17 protein-coding genes are annotated in these 19,173 nt (G+C 56.6%); all 17 read left to right on the top strand.

The window, feature by feature from the left end:
* Position 1: 1 nt before the first annotated feature.
* The 17 genes from NR795_RS12395 to NR795_RS12315 all read left to right on the top strand — a co-directional run bounded on the left by NR795_RS12395 (position 2) and on the right by NR795_RS12315 (position 19,171).
* Positions 2-412, top strand: a complete 411-nt coding sequence (locus NR795_RS12395) for a hypothetical protein (protein ID WP_257758395.1) — start codon at positions 2-4, stop codon at positions 410-412.
* 57 nt (positions 413-469) lie between these two features.
* Positions 470-871, top strand: coding sequence for a hypothetical protein (locus tag NR795_RS12390; RefSeq protein WP_257758394.1), 402 nt, complete (start codon positions 470-472; stop codon positions 869-871).
* An 86-nt stretch (positions 872-957) separates the two neighbouring features.
* Positions 958-1,365, top strand: a complete 408-nt coding sequence (locus NR795_RS12385) for a hypothetical protein (protein WP_257758393.1) — start codon at positions 958-960, stop codon at positions 1,363-1,365.
* 173 nt (positions 1,366-1,538) lie between these two features.
* Positions 1,539-3,479, top strand: coding sequence for a type VI secretion system-associated FHA domain protein TagH (gene tagH, locus NR795_RS12380; protein WP_257758392.1), 1,941 nt, complete (start codon positions 1,539-1,541; stop codon positions 3,477-3,479).
* Positions 3,476-4,270, top strand: a complete 795-nt coding sequence (locus NR795_RS12375) for a PP2C family serine/threonine-protein phosphatase (protein WP_144817779.1) — start codon at positions 3,476-3,478, stop codon at positions 4,268-4,270. Before tagH ends, NR795_RS12375 begins: the two co-directional genes overlap by 4 nt.
* A gap of 20 nt (positions 4,271-4,290) precedes the next feature.
* Complete coding sequence (locus NR795_RS12370) at positions 4,291-5,280, top strand: hypothetical protein (protein ID WP_257758391.1); 990 nt, start codon at positions 4,291-4,293, stop codon at positions 5,278-5,280.
* 9 nt (positions 5,281-5,289) lie between these two features.
* A complete protein-coding gene (locus NR795_RS12365) occupies positions 5,290-6,102 on the top strand; it encodes a type VI secretion system accessory protein TagJ (protein WP_144817781.1) in 813 nt (270 codons plus the stop codon).
* The gene (tssE, locus tag NR795_RS12360; protein WP_144817782.1) at positions 6,095-6,658 is read left to right on the top strand and encodes a type VI secretion system baseplate subunit TssE; all 564 of its coding nucleotides are present in this window, start codon (positions 6,095-6,097) and stop codon (positions 6,656-6,658) included. Before NR795_RS12365 ends, tssE begins: the two co-directional genes overlap by 8 nt.
* A 2-nt stretch (positions 6,659-6,660) precedes the next feature.
* Positions 6,661-8,532: a type VI secretion system baseplate subunit TssF gene (gene tssF / locus NR795_RS12355; protein WP_257758390.1), complete on the top strand. Its 1,872-nt coding sequence runs from the start codon at positions 6,661-6,663 to the stop codon at positions 8,530-8,532.
* Positions 8,529-9,572, top strand: coding sequence for a type VI secretion system baseplate subunit TssG (gene tssG / locus NR795_RS12350; protein WP_144817784.1), 1,044 nt, complete (start codon positions 8,529-8,531; stop codon positions 9,570-9,572). Before tssF ends, tssG begins: the two co-directional genes overlap by 4 nt.
* A 46-nt stretch (positions 9,573-9,618) precedes the next feature.
* On the top strand, positions 9,619-12,234 hold the full coding sequence (gene tssH, locus NR795_RS12345) for a type VI secretion system ATPase TssH (RefSeq protein ID WP_257758389.1): 2,616 nt from the start codon (positions 9,619-9,621) through the stop codon (positions 12,232-12,234).
* Positions 12,235-12,260: 26 nt separating this feature from the next.
* On the top strand, positions 12,261-13,703 hold the full coding sequence (locus tag NR795_RS12340) for a serine/threonine-protein kinase (protein WP_257758388.1): 1,443 nt from the start codon (positions 12,261-12,263) through the stop codon (positions 13,701-13,703).
* Positions 13,704-13,742: 39 nt separating this feature from the next.
* Positions 13,743-15,221 (top strand): phospholipase, encoded by a 1,479-nt coding sequence (locus NR795_RS12335; RefSeq protein ID WP_144817787.1) that lies wholly within the window; start codon positions 13,743-13,745, stop codon positions 15,219-15,221.
* A 41-nt stretch (positions 15,222-15,262) separates the two neighbouring features.
* Complete coding sequence (locus NR795_RS12330; protein ID WP_374544361.1) at positions 15,263-15,991, top strand: ankyrin repeat domain-containing protein; 729 nt, start codon at positions 15,263-15,265, stop codon at positions 15,989-15,991.
* Positions 15,992-16,141: 150 nt separating this feature from the next.
* Entirely contained in the window at positions 16,142-16,642 is a 501-nt protein-coding gene (locus tag NR795_RS12325) for a hypothetical protein (RefSeq protein ID WP_257758386.1), read from the top strand.
* Positions 16,643-16,695: 53 nt separating this feature from the next.
* Complete coding sequence (locus tag NR795_RS12320) at positions 16,696-17,115, top strand: hypothetical protein (protein WP_257758385.1); 420 nt, start codon at positions 16,696-16,698, stop codon at positions 17,113-17,115.
* A 94-nt stretch (positions 17,116-17,209) separates the two neighbouring features.
* Positions 17,210-19,171, top strand: coding sequence for a type VI secretion system Vgr family protein (locus NR795_RS12315; protein ID WP_257758384.1), 1,962 nt, complete (start codon positions 17,210-17,212; stop codon positions 19,169-19,171).
* Positions 19,172-19,173 lie beyond the last annotated feature (2 nt).

Genomic DNA, 19,173 nt, shown 5'->3' with positions numbered 1-19,173 from the left:
AATGATGACAAACATCATAGAGCTGACCTTCTTATTAATAATGGTGTCAAGTTGGGTATACACGCTTGTAGTATATTATGTATATTATCGAAAGTATAGGGCCGAACTTGCAGGTGTTTTTCAACTGTTAATCGATCATTCGATTATTCGCTTTGAAGATTACTATTTTTATGAACAGTTAGGTGTGCCAGGGTTTGGATATCGTGTATCTATTATCTCTATGATTCTAAAGGGTCGGCGTATTCCGATTGATAATAAAAGGTGGATAGAGCCTGAGGCGGGTGACTTGCTCAGAGAGCATTTTGATCTTTCATGGATACGCGGTTTTTATAGAAATGGCTATCTTATGGGACTAGGTTTCGGTGTTGGCGTTATTTATGCTTTACTTGATAAGATGGGCTTTTTATCATAAGTAATGGTTTTTTAGTGCAGTTATAACAACATTTAAATATTATTAGGAGCAACTAAATTGACAATGGACATCATTTTAGTGTCCTTAGCTTATGGTGCTTTAATTGGCATAGCCATTACGGCTTATTTTTATAATAGATTCTACAAAAAATATAACACTCAACTGAAAGAAGCATTTAGGCTTCTTCAGCAAAAATCACTAATAAAATTAGAAGATTATTACTTTTATGAACAGTTGGGGATGTACGGTTTTGGGTTTCGAGTTTCGCTGATAAAAATAATTATGAAAGGAAAAGCATTTCAGCTTGAAAAGAACCGTTGGGTTACGCCAGAGGCTAAGCAAGTATTGGTAGGGAATTTTGACTGGTTGTGGGTCAAAGATTTTTACAGATTGATAAACTGTATAATGGGGCTGGGTCTGGTGTTTTTTGTTTCTGGCATACTTATAAAATATAGATAAAAGGTAAGTCATTATCATAATGTTTAGGTGATTGCTTATCTGCATAAATGATCTGCGCTATTTAATTTATAACAGGACGCAAAAGATTGGAAAGCATACTGCTTTTTTTATGGGTTTCATCATTTGTTGCTATTGTGATAATTGATACTTTTAACAGGTATCAGTTTAAAAAGAATGAGGAGGAGTATAGAAGGTTGCTGGATGAGTACCTTGGACATGGTTTTGATATTGATATAATGACAACTTACGCTGTTTTTTTTGGCTCAATAGCCAATTATCAAAAAATAATTTGGTTTGTGCGTTTATATAAAGGGGTGAAGATGAAATTTACCCATGAGCGTTACGTCCAGCCAGAAGCATATGCGTTTGTACAGTCCTTGCCTGATTCAAGAATAAGTTGGATAATCAAATTCCATCGACTATGCATAATCCAAGGTTATATACTTGCTTTTTGGTTGTCTGTTTGTTTTGCTATATTTTTGCTCTATAAATAAAATTAATCATGCAGTTAAATCTCAGCTCTTAAAAGAAGTTGCAACTTATTTTTAATACGTATCTATTTGCACCATTCAGCTTTTTCTTAATCAACTTAGTCGCCCCCAAACGCAGCCATTCTTCCCCAAGAGCGGCTGCGTTTGAGTGCTAACCATACCAGCAGGAATACGCTATGCGATTCACGATTATTTCGACAAAACCTGGCCATCAGCCACCCACGAGTAGCTTCGAATTTTATGCGCCCGGTGGCACCATTGGCCGCGGAACGGATAACAATCTGGTGCTGCCGGATAACGACCGCACGATCTCTCGCCTGCAGGCCATTGTCCATGTGGATGCTCAGGGCGAGTGCCACATCACCAACCGGGGCAGCGTGACCCGCGTGGCATTGAACGATATTCCCCTGGAGCGCGGACGCCAGGTCGAACTGCAGGATGGCGACATCCTGGGTATTGATGACTACCGCATCGAAGTTACTAGCCTGCAACAGCAGGCTGCGCCGGTAAGCCGTCCGGCAGCGGTGATTACGCCGCCGCCGCCGAAACCTGCCGCCGCGCCAGCGCCAGCATCAAAGCCAGCCAGCGACGCTGCGCAAGCGGACGCCGCACCTACGGCGGTGCCTACGGAGATCTGGGACAGCCTGATGCAGGAGTTCTCTATCTCCGACAGCATCTCAAGCAGCCGCGCCAGGCCACAGCCTGCTGAATCTCACGATCCGTTCTCACAGCCCAAAGAGCCGGAACGCAACGCCGAGGATCCGCTGGCGATGTTCCAGAATAGCGATCCCCAGCTAGAGCGTAAAAACGTTAATACCGACTCGCTGTTTAGCGACGAGGCGCTGTTTAAAAGCGACAGCATCTTCAATGACGCTACGCCCAGCACGCTGGTGCCGCCAAAAGAGAGCGAGCCTTCGCTGCCAAAAGAGGAGCCGAAGGACGAGCTCGATCCGCTGGCGCTGTTCGGCGGCTCTGCCAGCGCACCCGCCGCGCGCAATGACGATCCGCTTGGGCTGATGGGAGGCGCACCGCTTACCCATCCCGACGATCTCTCTTCTAAAGACGATCTGTCGCCTAATAACAGTCTGTCGCCCAAAGACGATCCGCTGCCGAAAGACGCAGCACCCGCTGAAGATAACGATCCTCTGGGGCTGATGGGCGGTGCACCGCTGACCGCTGCGCCTGAGCAGAAGCCTGAGCCTGAGCCTGAGTTTACCTCAAAGCCTGAAACCGTAGCGCCGCTGGTCCAGACGCCTGACGATGCCGATCCGCTGGCCAACTCGCCGCTGTTTGCAGAGGAGCCGCTGCCGGAAGCGCCGCACGCTGAACCTGACATGCCAGCCGAGGAGCCGGACCGCCAGGACTACGCAGGCTTTACCATGCCTACGCCGCAGGCGGTTGCGCGCACGCAAATGCAGACGCCTAAAGGCCGCCTGCGTATCGATCCGGTGCAAAACGCCGCCTCTGCCTCCTCGTCCCAGCCTGCCCGGGGCGACGTACTGCAGGGCGAGCTGCTGGAGGCACTGCTGGAAGGGATGGGCCTTGGCGATATGCAGCCGACGCCGCAGTTCGACCGGGAAAATATGCGCCAGCTCGGCCAGATGCTGAGCATGTTCTCTCAGGGGACGGTGGCACTCCTCTCGTCGCGATCGATCCTCAAACGCGGCGTGAAAGCGGACATGACGATGGTGCTGGACGACGCCAATAATCCGTTCAAGCTGCTTCCTTCCGGAAAAACGGTGCTGATGCAGATGTTCGGCACCCGCATGCCGGGCTTTATGCCGCCGAAAAAATCGGTACGCGATGCGCTGATCGATCTTCAGGCGCACCAGCTGGGCATGATCTCCGGCATCCGCGCCATCATCGCCGCCATGCTGCAATCCTTTAACCCGGAGCAGCTTGAAGAGCAGGCGAAGCTCGATGGCGTAACGTCACGTCTATCCTTGCCGGGCAGCCGTAAAGCCGCGCTGTGGGACTACTTCGTTCGCTCCTACGGCCAGACGGCAGGCGAAATTGAAGATGACTTCCATACCCTGTTTGGCGAAGCCTTCCTGCATGCCTATGACATGGAGGTCAATCAGTACAAAGACTCACAAAGCGGATCGGAAGAAGAATGAATATCGCAACGGCCTCTCTCTCCCGCCAGGGAACGCGCGCCAGTAACCAGGATCAGACGGGAGAAAATATCGGGGAGCGCGCGGCCTGCTTCGTAGTATGTGACGGTATCGCGGGCCTGCCGGGCGGCGACGTCGCGGCTGAGCTTGCCCGCAACAGCATTATCTCGCGCTTCAACGGCGATAAGCACCTGAACGCACAAGAAATTCCCGACTATATTCAGCAGGCAAACCGCGCCATCCTCAGCGAACAGCAGGCGGTGCAGGACTACCGCCGGATGGGTACCACGCTGGTCAGCCTGTTTATCGATCGTGACTACAAGCTGGCCTACTGGGCGCACGCGGGCGATAGCCGCCTCTACCTGTTTCGTCGCGGCTGGCTCTCCCATGTGACCACCGACCACAGCCTGATCCAGCAGATGAAAGATGCCGGGCACCAGACGGATAACATCAACAGCAATCTGCTCTATCTGGCGCTGGGCATCGAGAACGGCGGTCCGGAAGCGAGCTACAGCGATGTGGTCCCGGTCGAAGATGGCGATGTCTTTCTGCTATGCACCGATGGCTTCTGGCACGGCGTTAGCGAAGAGCAGATGAAACAGTCGCTGCATATGGTCAACACGCCGCAGGAGTGGCTGACGCTAATGCAGCAGCTCATTCAAAAAAACAGCGAAAGCGAGGGTAGCGCTCAGGATAACTACACCGCTGTTGCGGTGTGGATGGGCAACCCGCAGGACACCACCTTGCTGCATACGCTCTCTGATGCAGCTCAGTTTTTTCCCGTACTGGATTGATTAGGCACACAAGGACTTATATGAAACTTTGGCTATCGGGTTTAGCGCTTCTGGCTGTAGCGGGCACCGCACAGGCTGAGAACTATCGCATCGTGCAGTCGCCTTCACAAAAGCTGGATATCTGGATAGACGATATCAAGGACAAAACGCCGCAGAGCTGGTGTAAGCAAGACGTCGCGTTACGTATCGTGGCGAACGGCAATAAAGAGGTCTCTATACTCGACAGCTTTATGCCTCGCCTGGGGGCGCTGCTGGAAAACCAGTGCGGCAAGCTGCAGCAGCTGTCGTGGACGCTGAACGATCCTGCGGGTACAACCCTGGCCCAGGGGACGGCGAGTAAAAACAAAGAGTGGGCGGTCGCAGTCAAGCAGCCGCAGCCACAGCCGCAGGTAGCTACAACGACTAATAACGCCCTGATCCCGCCAGCCGTTAATCCGGAAACGCTCTCGGTCGCGGCGGATCGCACGCCATGGCAGGAGTTTACCCTGCAAAACGGCTGCCATCTGCGTACCTTCTGGCAGGGCGGCGCGGCCGCACCGGCGCTGTTTATTCCGGCATCCGGCACGGCGAGCTGCGAAAAAGGTAGCTGGCTGAGCGGTCATGCTGTGATGACGCAGGCCAGCAACAGCGGGCAGCAGGAGACTCCGGTGACCTATGTCCACGGCTTCCCGGTCACCGGCCTGAGCGACAGCGTTAATGCGGATGATGTACTCATCACTTCCGTGAATAAAGAGCGCATGGTTTTCAGCACCAAAGGTAGCGAGCAGAGCTGGATGATCCTGCCTTACGACAGCGCGCTAAACAGCTGGAAGAGCGAAGGTACGGTAGTGGTTCAGGTCTCTCAGGAGCTGGCCAGCGACGATGCGCAACTGCAGGCGCGTTTGCAGGCCGTGAAACAGCTCTGGACCCCGTGGCTGGCACCGAATGCCACGCTCAATATTGTCCTGGTCGATGCGCTGCGCCCGCAGCTGCGCGATCCTGCGGTGGGTGCCTGGCGCGCCGCGAATTAAGGAGCAGCTATGAATACGCTTTATCAACATCTGGGTGATGAGTCGATTAATGACGCCCTGCTGCGCCTGGAAACTGAGATCAAATCCCGTCCGGCGGACGCCGATCTGCGCGCCGCCTTTGTCCAGTTTTTGGCCCTGAGCGGTAACTGGACGCGGGCGATAACCCAGCTGAAAAGCTGGCTGGCAATGAAGCCACAGGCGAAGCCTACCGTGACGCTGCTTGAGCAGGCCATGCAGGGGGAGCTGCAGCGTGCTCAGGTTCTGGCAGGCCTGGCGCGCCCGTCGATGCCGGATACGCAGTGGCCCTGGCTGGCTACGCTCGCCTCGGCGCTGGCTGAAACCGGGGAGCGCGCCCGGACGCTACGCCTTGAGGCGCTGGAGCAGGCTGAGGCCAGCGCTGGCGTGCTTACGTTTGAGAATGAAGAGACCCAGGACTTTGCATGGCTGATGGATGGCGACGCGCGCCTGGGGCCGGTCTGTGAAACTATCCTCAATGGCCGCTATTTCTGGCTGCCCTTTAGCGCCATCGAAGAGATCCGTTTTCAGGCTCCGGCCAGCGTCACCGACCTGGTGTGGCGTCACGCGCTGGTGCGCCTGACCGATGGCACCGAGCAGGTCTGCCAGCTCCCGGCGCGCTATCCCTTTGAGCCCGAGGCGGCTGACGCGGTCAAGCTGGGTCGGGCGACGGAATGGCTGCCGCTGGATGACGACGGCGTGCTGTATCAAGGGCTGGGTCAGAAGGCGTGGCTCAGTGAGCAGAGTGAAAGCCCGCTGCTGTCACTCAGCCTGATCACCTTTACGGCAGGCAGCGAGCATGAGTAAACCCGCTGGCGAAGGCGATCTGCTGCGCAGCGGCTGGCAAGCCCGCAGCAAGCAGGAGAGAGTGGGCGCGCGCGACAAGATGCAGCCCTCGCTGCTGGATCGCCTGACGGATAACGATCCCGGAAAGCAGCGGGAGCCCGCAAACAGCAACTTTATTACCCACTCGGCTTTGCGGCACCAGGTGCTGCGCGATCTGCAGTGGCTGTTTAATACCATCAATCAGGACTCGTCCCACGATCTCAGCGCCTTGCCGGAAGTGCGCCGTTCGGTGGTGAACTTCGGCGTGGCGCCGCTGGCGGGGAAACGGATGTCGGATATCGAATGGCATGACATCCAGCGCAAGTTAACCGAGGCGATAGTTAACTTTGAGCCGCGTATCATGGCGCAAGGGCTCCAGGTGCGCTGTATATCCGACACGGCGTCGCTTGATCTGCACAACGTGCTGTCGATAGAGATCAAAGGGCGTATGTGGTGCGTACCGTACCCGTTGGAGTTTCTGTTTCGCACGGATGTCGATCTGGAAAATGGTCATTTTGAACTTAAAGATGCGGGGTAACTATGGAAAGTAAACTGCTTGAGTACTACAACCGCGAGCTGGCCTATCTGCGGGAGATGGGTGCAGAGTTTGCCCAGCGCTACCCTAAAGTAGCCGGGCGGTTAGGGATGCAGGGCATAGAGGTGGCGGACCCGTACACCGAGCGCCTGATGGAAGGCTTTGCCTTTTTGACCTCCCGCGTACAGCTCAAAATGGATGCCGAGTTTCCGCGCTTCTCCCAGCGCCTGCTGGAGATGCTGGCCCCCAACTATTTAGCTCCCACGCCGTCCATGGCCATCGCTGAACTGCAGCCCGACAGCGGGCGGGGCGATTTGAGCAACGGGTTTATCGTGCCGCGCGGCACCATGATGGACAGCCTGGCGCTGAAAAAAAACGGGGTCACCTGTAGCTATACCACGGCGCATGACGTCAACCTGCTGCCGCTGAAAATCGACAGCGTTGAGCTGGGGGGCGTGCCTGCCGATCTGCCTCTCGCCCAGCTTGGCCTCAGCCAGCGCGGGATCACCAGCGCCCTGCGGATCCGCATCGCCTGCGATGGCCCGCAGCACCTTGGACATCTCAACTTTGACCGGCTGGATTTCTTCCTGAGCGGCCCCGACATCGAAGCGCTGAAGCTGCTGGAACTGGTAATGGAGCATCACGTTGGCGTTGTCTGCCAGACCGTGGGCGCGCAGCCGCAGCGTCAACAGCTGCCAGAGAACGCCCTGCGTCATGAGGGTTTTGACGCCGACCATGCGCTGCTGCCAGAGGATCTGCGCAACTTTGATGGCTACCGGCTGCTTCAGGAGTATTTTGCTTTCCCGGCGCGCTTCCGCTTTATCAGCCTGAGCGGCCTTAGCAAGCTGATTAGCCGCTGCGAAGCAGAGCATGCGTTTGATATTTTCATCCTGCTGGATAAAACCGACGAGCAGCTGGAGCGGGTTGTGGACGCCAGCCACATGGCGATGCACTGCACGCCGGTGATCAATCTCTTCCCGAAGGTGGCCTCTCGCCAGAAGCTAAGTGATAACCAGCACGAATGTCATCTGGTGGTCGATAATATCCGTCCGCTGGATTATGAAATCTATGCGGTAAACAAGATCTACGGTAGCGCCGACGGCCAGCGTGACGATCAGACGTTTCGTCCGTTCTGGAGCACCTGGAGCCAGGATGCAGGCAACTACGGAGCCTACTTCTCCCTGCGCCGCGAGCAGCGTGTGCTGTCCGAACATGCGCTACGCTACGGCACCCGTACCGGCTACACCGGCTCGGAAGTGTTTGTCTCGCTGGTGGATGAGCAGCATGCCCCGTGGCAGGAGAGCCTGCGCTATATCACCGCCGACGTGCTCTGTACCAGCCGCGATCTGCCGCTGATGCTTCAGCAGGAGCTGGGCCAGTTTATCCTGTCGGATTCGATGCCGGTGAAAAAGCTGAGCCTGCGTAAAGGCCCCACGCCGCCGCGTCCGGCGCTGGCGGAGGGGTTCAGCACCTGGCGGCTCATCAGCCAGTTGCAAATGAACTACCTGAGCCTGATGGACAGTGAAAACGAAGACGGCGCCGCCGCGCTGCGCCAGCTGCTCGGCCTGTATGCCGGCCTGGCCGAAGCGCCCATTGCCCGCCAGATCGAGGGCGTTCGCCACTGCGTGCTGGAGCCCGTTCATCGCCGCGTGCCGGAGCCGGGGCCTATCGTTTTCGCCCGTGGCATCGGCATTACCCTGACGGTGGACGAGCAGGCCTTCTCGGGTTCCAGCCCGTGGCTGTTTGGCAGCGTGCTGGAGCGCCTTTTCGCCCGCCTGGTCTCCATCAATAGCTTTACCGAGTTCACGCTTAAGAGCCAGCAGCGGGGGGAGATTGGCTACTGGGCACCGAGAATGGGCAAAAGGGCGCTGATATGAGTGAAACCGTGACCACGCTACGGCAGGTTCATCGCCTGACGCCGCTGCCGGAGACGTTCTGGCGCGGGGTGATGGACGCGCCCTGGCGCTACGATCTCTTCCAGCTGCTGAGACGCGTTGACGCCCAGGGGGGCGAGCGTTACCCGCTGGGCCGTGCGCCGCTGCCAAAATTTGAGCCGCTGCGTATCGGTCAGCAGCCCTCCATGAGCTTTGCCCCCTCCACGGTGGCACAGGTTCGCCAGCGGGCGCAGAGCGGATTGCATGAGGTCTCTATCCTGAGCTTTGGCATGTTTGGCCCCAACGGCCCGCTGCCGGTGCACATGACGGAGTACGCTCGGGAGCGTATCCATCACCATCAGGACGATAGCCTGGCCGCGTTCGCCGATCTCTTTCATCATCGTCTGACGCTGCTTTTCTACCGCGCGTGGGCCGATGCGCAGCCCGCCGTGTCGCTCGACCGTGCTGACAATAAGCGTTTTGATCGCTATCTGGCGTCGCTTATCGGTATGGGGCAGCCGGGGCAGATGGCGAAAGGCAGCCTCAGCCCACACGCGCGCTTTACCCATGCCGGACACCTGACGCGCCATAGCCGCGATCCGGAAGGGCTGGAGAAGATCCTGCGCAACTACTTTAAGGTGCCGGTAAAGCTGGCGATGAACGTGCCGCAGTGGATGCCGCTTTCCTCTCGTGAGCAGGCCCAGCTCGGTGCGGGACGACGCCTGCCCCGGCTAGGCCAGTCGGCGTTTCTTGGCGTAGCCGTCCGCGACGTGCAGCATAAGTTTCGTATCGAAATAGGTCCGCTGAGCGCAGAGGAGTATGACCGCTTTCTGCCTGGCGAAGCCTGGGTAACGGCGCTGCGCGACTGGGTGCGCCAGTACCTGGGTCTTGAGTATCAGTGGGATACGCAAATTTTACTACGAGCCGATGCGGTACGCGGCGTGGCGCTCGGGGGAGGCGGTCGGCTGGGTTACAACACCTGGCTTGGACAACAGCCTCTGCCGATACCTCGCGGCGACCTGGTTTTTAGCGCAGAGCTCTGATTTTCGTCTCTGACGTCACACATCAATGTTATCAATGGAACCGAACATGTCAGAAATCAGCCGTGCCGTGCTTTTCGGCAAACTCGATACGCTGTTATTTACCTCGCTGGAAAGCGCCACCGCCTTCTGCAAGCTGCGCGGAAACCCGTATGTTGAACTGGTGCACTGGCTGCATCAGCTTATGCAGCAGCAGGATGGCGATCTCCAGCAGGTTATCCGCCACTTCTCTCTTGATGAGCCACAGCTCACCCGCGATATTGTCGCCGCGCTGGATGCGCTGCCGCGTGGGGCCAGCTCGGTCTCCGATCTCTCAGAGCATATCGATAGCGCCGTTGAGCGCGCCTGGGTATACGGTTCGCTGACGTTTGGCGTAAGCCGTATTCGCGGCGGGCACCTGCTCATCGGCCTGCTTAAAACCTGGAACCTGGCGAACGTGCTGAAAAGCATCTCCGCCCAGTTTGGCCGTATCAACGTCGAGGTACTGCTGGAGCAGTTCGACGCCATCTGCGCCCAGAGCAAAGAGACGCAGCAGGCCGCCGCAGCCGCAGAGGCATCCACCGGCGCGGTGCCCGCTGCGCAGGGCACGCTGGCGCAGTACGGTCAGGATCTGACGGCCCGCGCCAGAGAGGGAAAAATCGATCCGGTGGTGGGGCGCGATGAAGAGATCCGCCAGATGGTGGATATCCTGATGCGTCGTCGGCAGAATAACCCGTTGCTGACCGGGGAAGCCGGGGTGGGTAAAACGGCGGTCGTGGAAGGATTAGCGCTGCGTATCGCCGAGGGCGACGTGCCGGAACCGCTGCAAAATATTCAGCTGTGGCTGCTGGATATCGGCATGTTGCAGGCGGGCGCGGGCATGAAAGGGGAGTTCGAAGCCCGGCTCCAGGCGCTGATCAATGAAGTCCAGTCCAGCGTCACGCCAATCATTCTGTTCATTGATGAAATTCATACCCTGATTGGCGCTGGCGGCCAGCAGGGCACCGGCGATGCTGCCAACCTGCTGAAACCGGCCCTGGCGCGTGGTCAGCTGCGTACCATCGGCGCAACCACCTGGGCGGAATACAAAAAATACATTGAGAAAGATCCGGCCCTGACCCGCCGTTTCCAGACGGTACAGGTGCATGAGCCGGACGAGGCAAAAGCCGTGCTGATGCTGCGCAGCACCGTCTCGCCGCTGGAGAAGCATCATCAGGTGCTGCTGCTGGATGAAGCGGTCAGCGCGGCGGTGAAGCTTTCCCATCGCTATATTCCCGCGCGCCAGCTGCCTGATAAAGCGGTCGCCCTGCTTGATACCGCCTGCGCCCGCGTCGCGGTCAGCCAGAGCGCACCGCCGGCGCAGCTTGAAGCCTGCCTGCGCCGTATTGCTGCCCTCGACGTAGAGATCGAAATTGCCGGACGCGAAGCGCGGGTCGGCGTGGGTGAAACCGACCGGGTTGCCACCCTCCAGGCGGAGCGCGACCAGCAAGAGACCCAGCGCGAGGCGTTAAACCAGCGCTGGGAAGAGGAGCGTGGCCTGGTCAGAGAGATTATCCGCCTGCGCGCGGCGCTGTTTGCCGCCGAGGAGGAGGAGACGACCGAGCTACGTAGCCAGCTGGCTGACCAACAGCAGGCGCTGAAGACGTTGCAGGGCGATGCGCCGCTGCTTTTTGCTGCCGTGGATGAGAACGTGGTGGCCGCCGTGGTCTCCGACTGGACCGGCATCCCGCTGGGGCGGATGGTGAAAAACGAGATCGACGCGGTGCTGAGCCTGGCCGATACGCTCAACCAGCGGGTGATTGGTCAACGCCACGGCCTGGAGCTGATCGCTCGCCGGGTGCAGACCTCTCGGGCGAAGCTTGACGATCCCAACAAACCCATCGGCGTCTTTATGCTGTGCGGCCCCTCCGGCGTCGGTAAAACCGAAACCGCGCTGGCGCTGGCAGAGTCGCTCTACGGCGGCGAGCAGAACGTCATCACCATTAACATGAGCGAGTTCCAGGAGGCGCATACCGTCTCTACCCTTAAGGGCGCGCCTCCGGGCTACGTGGGCTATGGCGAGGGTGGTGTGTTAACCGAGGCGGTTCGCCGTCGCCCCTACAGCGTGGTGCTGCTGGACGAAATTGAAAAAGCGCATCCGGATGTGCATGAGATCTTCTTCCAGGTCTTTGATAAGGGCTGGATGGAGGATGGTGAAGGACGCCTGATCGATTTCCGCAACACCATTATCATCCTCACCTCCAACGTTGGCACGGAGCTGATTAGCGCTATGTGTGCCGATCCGGAGCTGATGCCGGAGCCAGAGGCGCTGGGCGGTGCGCTACGTCAGCCGCTGCTGCAGGTCTTCCCGCCTGCGCTGCTGGGCCGCCTGCTGGTGGTGCCTTACTATCCGCTCAGCGATGATATGCTGGGCCAGATCGTTCGCCTCCAGCTTAAGCGTATTCAGCGCCGTCTGGAGGAGAACCACGGCATTGATTCAGAATTTGACGACAGCGTGGTAGAGCAGATTGTTCAGCGCTGTACCGAGGTCGAGTCCGGCGGACGTATGGTTGACGCCATTCTTACCAATACGCTGCTGCCGCAGATGAGCCAGATTTTATTGACCGCCAGCCGCAGTGACGAGCAGTACCAACGTCTGCGCGTCACCTGTGAGCAGGGCGAGTTTCACTGTCAGTTTGCCGTGTAACGCAATCATCAAGAGAACTGTTAAACATGATGGATAATGATAACAATCGGACTGTCCCAAACGCGCTGCCGGTCGGGTACCGTTTCAATGAGTTTGAGATAAAAGAGGTGATTGGCGGCGGTGGATTCGGCATCGTATATCGTGCCTGGGACCACCAGCTTGAGCGCACTATCGCCATCAAAGAGTTTATGCCCGCCTCGCTAGCCGTACGTGGCGACGACATGACGCTGGTACTGCGCAGCGAGCGCTTCGGTAAAGCCTTCTCTGCCGGGCTGAATAGCTTTATCCAGGAGGCGCGCCTGCTGGCGCGCTTTAACCATCCTAACCTGGTGCACGTCCTGCGCTTTTGGGTGCAGAACGATACTGCCTACATGGGGACGCTGTTCTACAGCGGGACCACGCTCTCCCGCCTGCGCGAGCAGAAGCCAGAGATGGTCAACGAGGCGTGGATCCGCCGCATGCTGCCGATGCTGTTTGGTGCCATCAAGACCATTCACGATGAAGGCTACCTGCATCGCGATATCTCCCTGGATAATATTCAGATCCAGGATAACGGCCTGCCGGTACTGCTCGACTTCGGCTCGGCGCGTCGCACCATCGGCAACCTCTCCGACGAGACGGAGACCATGCTGCGCCCGGGCTTTGCGCCTATTGAGCAGTACACCGATGACAACGAGAGCGAGCAGGGGCCGTGGACCGATATCTACGCCCTGGGTGCGGTGATCCATACCCTGATCGCCGGTTCACCGCCGCCGGTGAGCGTAGTGCGCTCGATTCAGGATACCTACAAACCGCTGGCCGAGCTGCAGCCAGCGGGCTATTCGCTCTCTCTGCTCCAGGCGGTGGATCGCGCGCTGATGCTGCGCATGGACGATCGTCCTCAGTCGATTGACGAATTCGCCGTCCTTATCGACATGCCCGTTGCGGGCATTGACGACGTGCTGAGCGCCAAAAAGCCGGGCACCATGCTGGTCCCGGTAGAGGAGACGCCGGAGCCGACGTCTGCCCTGGACTGGCGGCGCTACAAGGTTCCAGCGATTGGCGCAGCGGGGATCATCGTCGGTATCGTTGCGGGCGCGCTGCTGTTCAGCGGCAGCGACGATGAGACGCCGGAAACCGCCAGCGTCGATACCGCCGTCACCGCACCGCCAGCGCCAGCCGAGGCACCACCGGCCACCACGGCGAATGAGGCTCCGGCTGCTGTTCAGACCCAGGCTCCACCGGCGGTGGAAAGCCCGCCACCGGCAGCGGTTGAAGCCGAGCCGATTGTGCTGGTCTACATTCGCATGCTGGAGGGTGAAACCTTGCAGATTAACGGCGAGTCAAAAGCACTACGTCCGGCGACCAACGGCTACGCCTCTCTTACCCTCCCGGCAGGGGAGTTCACTTTTGAACTACAGGGGAGCGGTAAAACGCGCACGCAGACGCTGAATATTGCTAAGCCCGGCACGTGGCTGGTGAACCCGTAAACGCGGCGAAAGTCAGGGAGGGGTGACAGGACAAAGCCTATGTACAACATTAAATTTATCTATCTTTTTAGTGAAAAAGTGCCGCCCGCGATGTTCGATAGAATTATGCGGCCCTCGGTCGCCGGGCAGTGGATCATGTCGGTGCCGGAAAATTCATTACGCTCGCTGTTTACGCGCTACGATCTGCTTCAGTGGGTTACCGGAGCCAACCCGAACCAGTCCGGGCGCAATACGCGAAAGCTTATTGTGCAGGATCTGGAGATCGGCAGGCTGGTGGCGATTGATAATAGCGCTCGCGGTTGGTCAGCGGCGACGGAGATGTTCTACATCAACGGTGAGGGCGAGCTTACGCTCGGCCCATCGGGGAAGGAGGGGTTGAGCTGGTCGTATCCGGTAAGCACCGTCATCGACCGCTACGAAACCATGGTGCGGGCGTATGAACGTCCGCCAGCTACCGTGATCCCTGCAATGCATGTGGTGAAATCCAAAGCGCCTCAGGTGGGACAGCAGGCCACACCAGGAAAAGACAATCAGACCTATGCCGCACAGCTCCAGGAGATGACCAAGGCCCAGCGCTGGCAGGCACGAAAAGATCTGATCGGCAAGGGGAGTACCAGTCCCTTTCCGGATGCACAAATTGCTGCCAAGCGGCTGGCCGCAAACAATATCGCTGTAGAGAAAGCGAAGCTTGCAGAGAACGTCTATAAAACCGTCGACCCGCTGAAAGCGACGCCGGGGGTGCCAGAGGGCTGGACAGATATCAGTAATGATGACGCGGTGCTGAGTAAGCTGGGCCTTAAGAGCAGTATGCTTTATGACAAAGAGGTCGCACCTGATTTTCTGGCGCGTGTTTATCAGCCAGACCCCAGCGTTTTCGGCAGCGATATGAACCCTACCGTGGTTTTCAGGGGATCCCGGGAGCCGGGGTTGGCGTCGGGAGCAGAGCTGAAAGCCTGGTTCTTCAATGAGGAAGGTGGTCGAGTAATTAAAAACGGTGCTGACTGGTCGAATAATTTGTCGCAGGGAGCAGGGATGAGTGCGCCATATTATGAAAAAGCGGTGGGCATAGGTAACTTAATCGCCAAGTCAGGTCAGAACGTAGATATCGCCGGGCATTCCCTTGGCGGTGGCCTGGCATCGGCAACGTCGATTGCCAGCGGTAAACCTGGATGGACGTTTAACGCCGCAGGGCTAAACAGCGGCACCGTAGAAAGATATGGTGGAAGCCTGTTGGGTAGTCCAGACAATATCCAGGCCTACCGCGTTAATGGCGAACTCCTGACTAAGCTTCAGGAAGTCAACCTGTCGGAGGACGCCGGTATCATGAAGGACTTTGGACCGGGAGGTCTTCTCCTTAAAGAAGAGATATCCGCTCTGAGCCCAAACGCGGCCGGTATTCCACACGATCTGCCTGGCGGAGCGGGTGGAGCACTCAGCCGTCACGGTATCGATCAGGCTATTCACTGCATCGAGCAGCAGAAAGATGAAGATATTGCGATTATCGGGAGTCGAGTGTGAAGACGATTTTTTCATTCAGCCTCGCGCTGCTCTTTACGTTTATGATTCAGGGGTGTAAGCAAACAATGGATTTGAATCCGCAGGATTACTTCAGCGGCCAGCAGCTCGAGCTGGCAAAGGCAATTGAGCAAGGTGAAGTTAGCGAGGTAAAAAAACTCGCACCGGAAACCGATCTCAATAAACCCGGACAGCAGGATATGACGCTGCTGTTCTGGGCGCTCAGCAATGCCATAAACGATAAAAAAACAGCACCCCAGTTAGAAATCATCACCGACCTGGTGAAGGCGGGGGCAGACCCGCTCCAGCCGCGCCCGGCCGGTGGAAGCAGCCCGGCTGAATTTGTTTTGCAAGGGGATAGTGGAGACTGGATTAACGCGCTGCTGGACGGAGGCTTGTCGCCTGATGCGAAAGATAAAGTGCATCACGATCCCATCATAATGGAAACGATCAAAGCTAAAAATACCGAGACGCTGAAAGCGATGCTGGATCGCGGAGCCAATATTAACGTTACCGATTCGCTGGGAAATACGCTGCTGATCTATGCCCTGGATTATGGCAAGCATGACCATGTCCTGCTACTGCTGGATCGTGGCGCCGATCCTGAAATCCGTAGCAATCTCGGCTGGACGATGGGCAATCAGCTGCAGCGCCTTTTAAAGGGTGCGAAAGAGGGCGACGAACACTATCAAGAGTTGATCAAAATAAAAGAGAAGCTGATCCAGCATGGCGGGAAGTGGCCGCCTGCGCCACCCGCTAAACCCGTTAATTAACTCTTTAACGGGTGCAGAGTTATTAATATAACAGGGAGTTGTTAATGAAAGCACTATTATCGGTGTGTCTTGTACTGACACTGACTTTCATTGTGCAGGGATGCACGTGGCGATGAACACCAGCCCCTGTTAAAAAGTGAGAAGCGGATTATGACCACAAAAGAAAAAGTCTTCTATTTTTGGGGCATCATGGATGTCATTTGTATTTATTATTATATCATTAAGCCATTCTCATCTGTGGGTGACCTCATCAGTTCTGCGGGTGGCGGTGTGTTTATGGCGATCTACTTTATCGCAGCGGGTAAGGTATGGACGGCGCTTTATGTTCTTATTTTTATATTTACGCCAGTGTCACTTTTCTTTTCAGCCTGGTTTTTCTTTAAAAAACGTGACTATGCCATCCGCTTTGCTTTGATTCAGGAAGTGTTTCTCTTTATCACGGTTCGCTGCTCAATACCCTTTTTTCTATGGATATTAGCCAAAGTCGATACGCCTGATGGCTACCTTGGTTTATCACTATCTCTGGTTATGGTCATGATTCCAGCTGAGATATTGAAGATAGGCTCATTGATGTATGTGGCAAAAAAATACCCCGTTAAGCGTGACGTGGATGAGCGTCACGAGAAGTGGCCGCCTGATCCCATTGAATAAATGAGACATAAATTATGACCACAAGAGATAAGGTCTTCTACTTTTGGGGCGTTATGGATGTCATCGGTATCGCCTGGTACATTATGGGGCCGATCGCGTCGCTGGAAAATATGTGGGCATCAGCGGCCGGTAACCTGGCGGTGGTGATCTTCTTTTTTGCCTCAGCGGGACCCTTAGCGGGGCTGTTTTATCTGGCATATCTCATTACGCCATTCACCTTTTTCATCTCAGCGTGGCTTTTCTTCAAGAGAAGCGGGGCTGCTATCAAGTTTGCCCTGGTTCAGGAAGTGCTGCGTTTTCTGACGTTTCGCTGTTCAGTTGCGCTCTTTCCCTTACTTGCCGGGAAGCTAGGCGTTGCAGGAGGCTGGATGAACATCTCTCTGCTGATCCTCTCTGAGGCCCTAAAAATAGGATCGCTCATCTACGTGGCTAAAAAACACCCCATCAAGCGTGACGAATCTGAATCGAAATAAAACTCAGGTACTAATTTGGGTAGGTTAATCTTGCCAGCACCTTTAATTTACCATCACATCATCTGCATCGCATAAACCGTATGGAATAAAGATTATGCTTAACCGTATCACTGTCCAGCTTCCCGTTGAGGGACTGCTTTTCTGGAAACTCTCTGGCCGTGAGGCGCTCTCAGAGACGTTCGCGCTAACGCTGACCCTGCTCGGAACCGATGCCCGCCTTGACCGCAGCACGCTGCTGGGCCAGCCGGTGACTATTACCATCCCGACGCAGAGCCTGCTGTCGCCGCGCTATATTAACGGCAAAATCACTAAGGTAGGCGTGAGCGCGGTAGAGCTGTCTGGATCGCGCTATGCGGTATATGAGCTGATCGTTGAACCCGATCTGTGGCCAATGACGCGCGACCGCAACCTGCGCATCTTCCAGGGCCAGACGGTGCCGCAGATCGTTAAAACCCTGCTCGGCGAGTGCCAGGTCAATATCGAGGATCGCCTGGTCTCAAGCTACCGGGTGTGGGAGTACTGCGTTCAGTATCAGGAGAGCAGCTTCGACTTCATCAGCCGCTTGATGGAGCTGGAAGGTATCACCTACCACTTCAAACATGAAGCGGATCGCCACACGCTGGTGTTAACTGATTCCGCGACCCAGCATGAGCCCTTTAGCGGCTACGAGATGATCCCCTACCACATGACGCCGTCGGGCGGCAGCACGGATGAAGAGGGAATCGGTCAGTGGGCCCTGGCCGACAGCGTGACGCCAGGCATCTACAGCCTTGACGACTACGACTTCCGCAAGCCGAACGCATGGCTATTCAAGGCCCAGCAGAATCCGACCTCGCCGAAGCCGGGCGGGATTGACGTCTACGACTGGCCGGGGCGTTTCGTCGAACACGGTCACGGAGAGTTTTATGCCCGCATTCGCCAGGAGCGCTGGCAGGTGGAGCACCAGGAGATCCATGCTACCGCGACGGCGATGGGCATCGCGCCGGGCTATACGTTTGCCCTGCTGAATGCACCTTTCTTCAGCGACAACGGCGAGTATCTCACCACGGCGGTCCACTACCAGTTTGAAGAGAACCGCTACGCCAGCGGCGCGGATGGCTTCACCATTCACCGCATCGACTTCTCGGTCATCCCGTCGTCGGTGGTGTTCCGTCCGGCGCAGGCCACACCCTGGCCGCGCACCTTTGGCCCGCAGACCGCACGCGTGGTTGGCCCGGAAGGCGAATCCATCTGGACCGACAGATATGGCCGGGTGAAGGTGAAGTTCCACTGGGACCGACTGGCGAAAGGGGATGACACCAGCTCCAGCTGGATCCGCGTCTCCAGCGCGTGGGCGGGCCAGGGCTACGGCAGCGTGCAGATCCCGCGCGTGGGTGATGAAGTGGTGATCGACTTTATCAATGGCGATCCGGATCGCCCGATCATCACCGGGCGCGTCTACAACGAAGGCAGTATGCCGCCGTGGGCCTTACCCGCTGCCGCCACGCAGATGGGCTTCTACAGCCGGAGTAAAGACGGGCACAAAGACAACGCCAACGCCCTGCGCTTTGAAGATAAAGCCGGTGCAGAGCAGATCTGGGTGCATGCCGAAAGGAACATGGACACCGACATTGAAAACAGTGAAACCCACAGCGTCGGTGTCGATCGGACAAAAACTATCGGTCAGGATGAACACGTCAAGGTTAAGCGCAACCGCGATGTAAACGTCGGGGTAAACTCAACCAGCAATACCGGAAGTCAGCACAAAATTAACGTCGGCGAAAACCAAACCGTGTTAACCATGGATAAAGACGGTAATGCCCTGCTGGAAGCCAACACCTCTATCAAGCTCAAGGTGAAAGATAACTATATTCTTATCACGCCGTCGACCATCGAAATTATTGTTGGGGAAGGTACGCTGAAGGCAGAGAGTATTACCGAAGCCTCCTTCAAAGGCACGGAGATGACCAAGCTGGGCGGCGGTAAAGATGGCGAGCTGAAAGTGAATAATACGCTTAATATCAGCGGAACCAACCTGACCGATATTAAAGGCGCTGTCGTTAAAATTAACAGCTAATT

Source organism: Pseudescherichia sp. L3 (genome assembly GCF_024656065.1).
Taxonomy (GTDB): Bacteria; Pseudomonadota; Gammaproteobacteria; order Enterobacterales; family Enterobacteriaceae; genus Pseudescherichia.
This window is presented reverse-complemented; position numbering and strand designations above follow the sequence as displayed.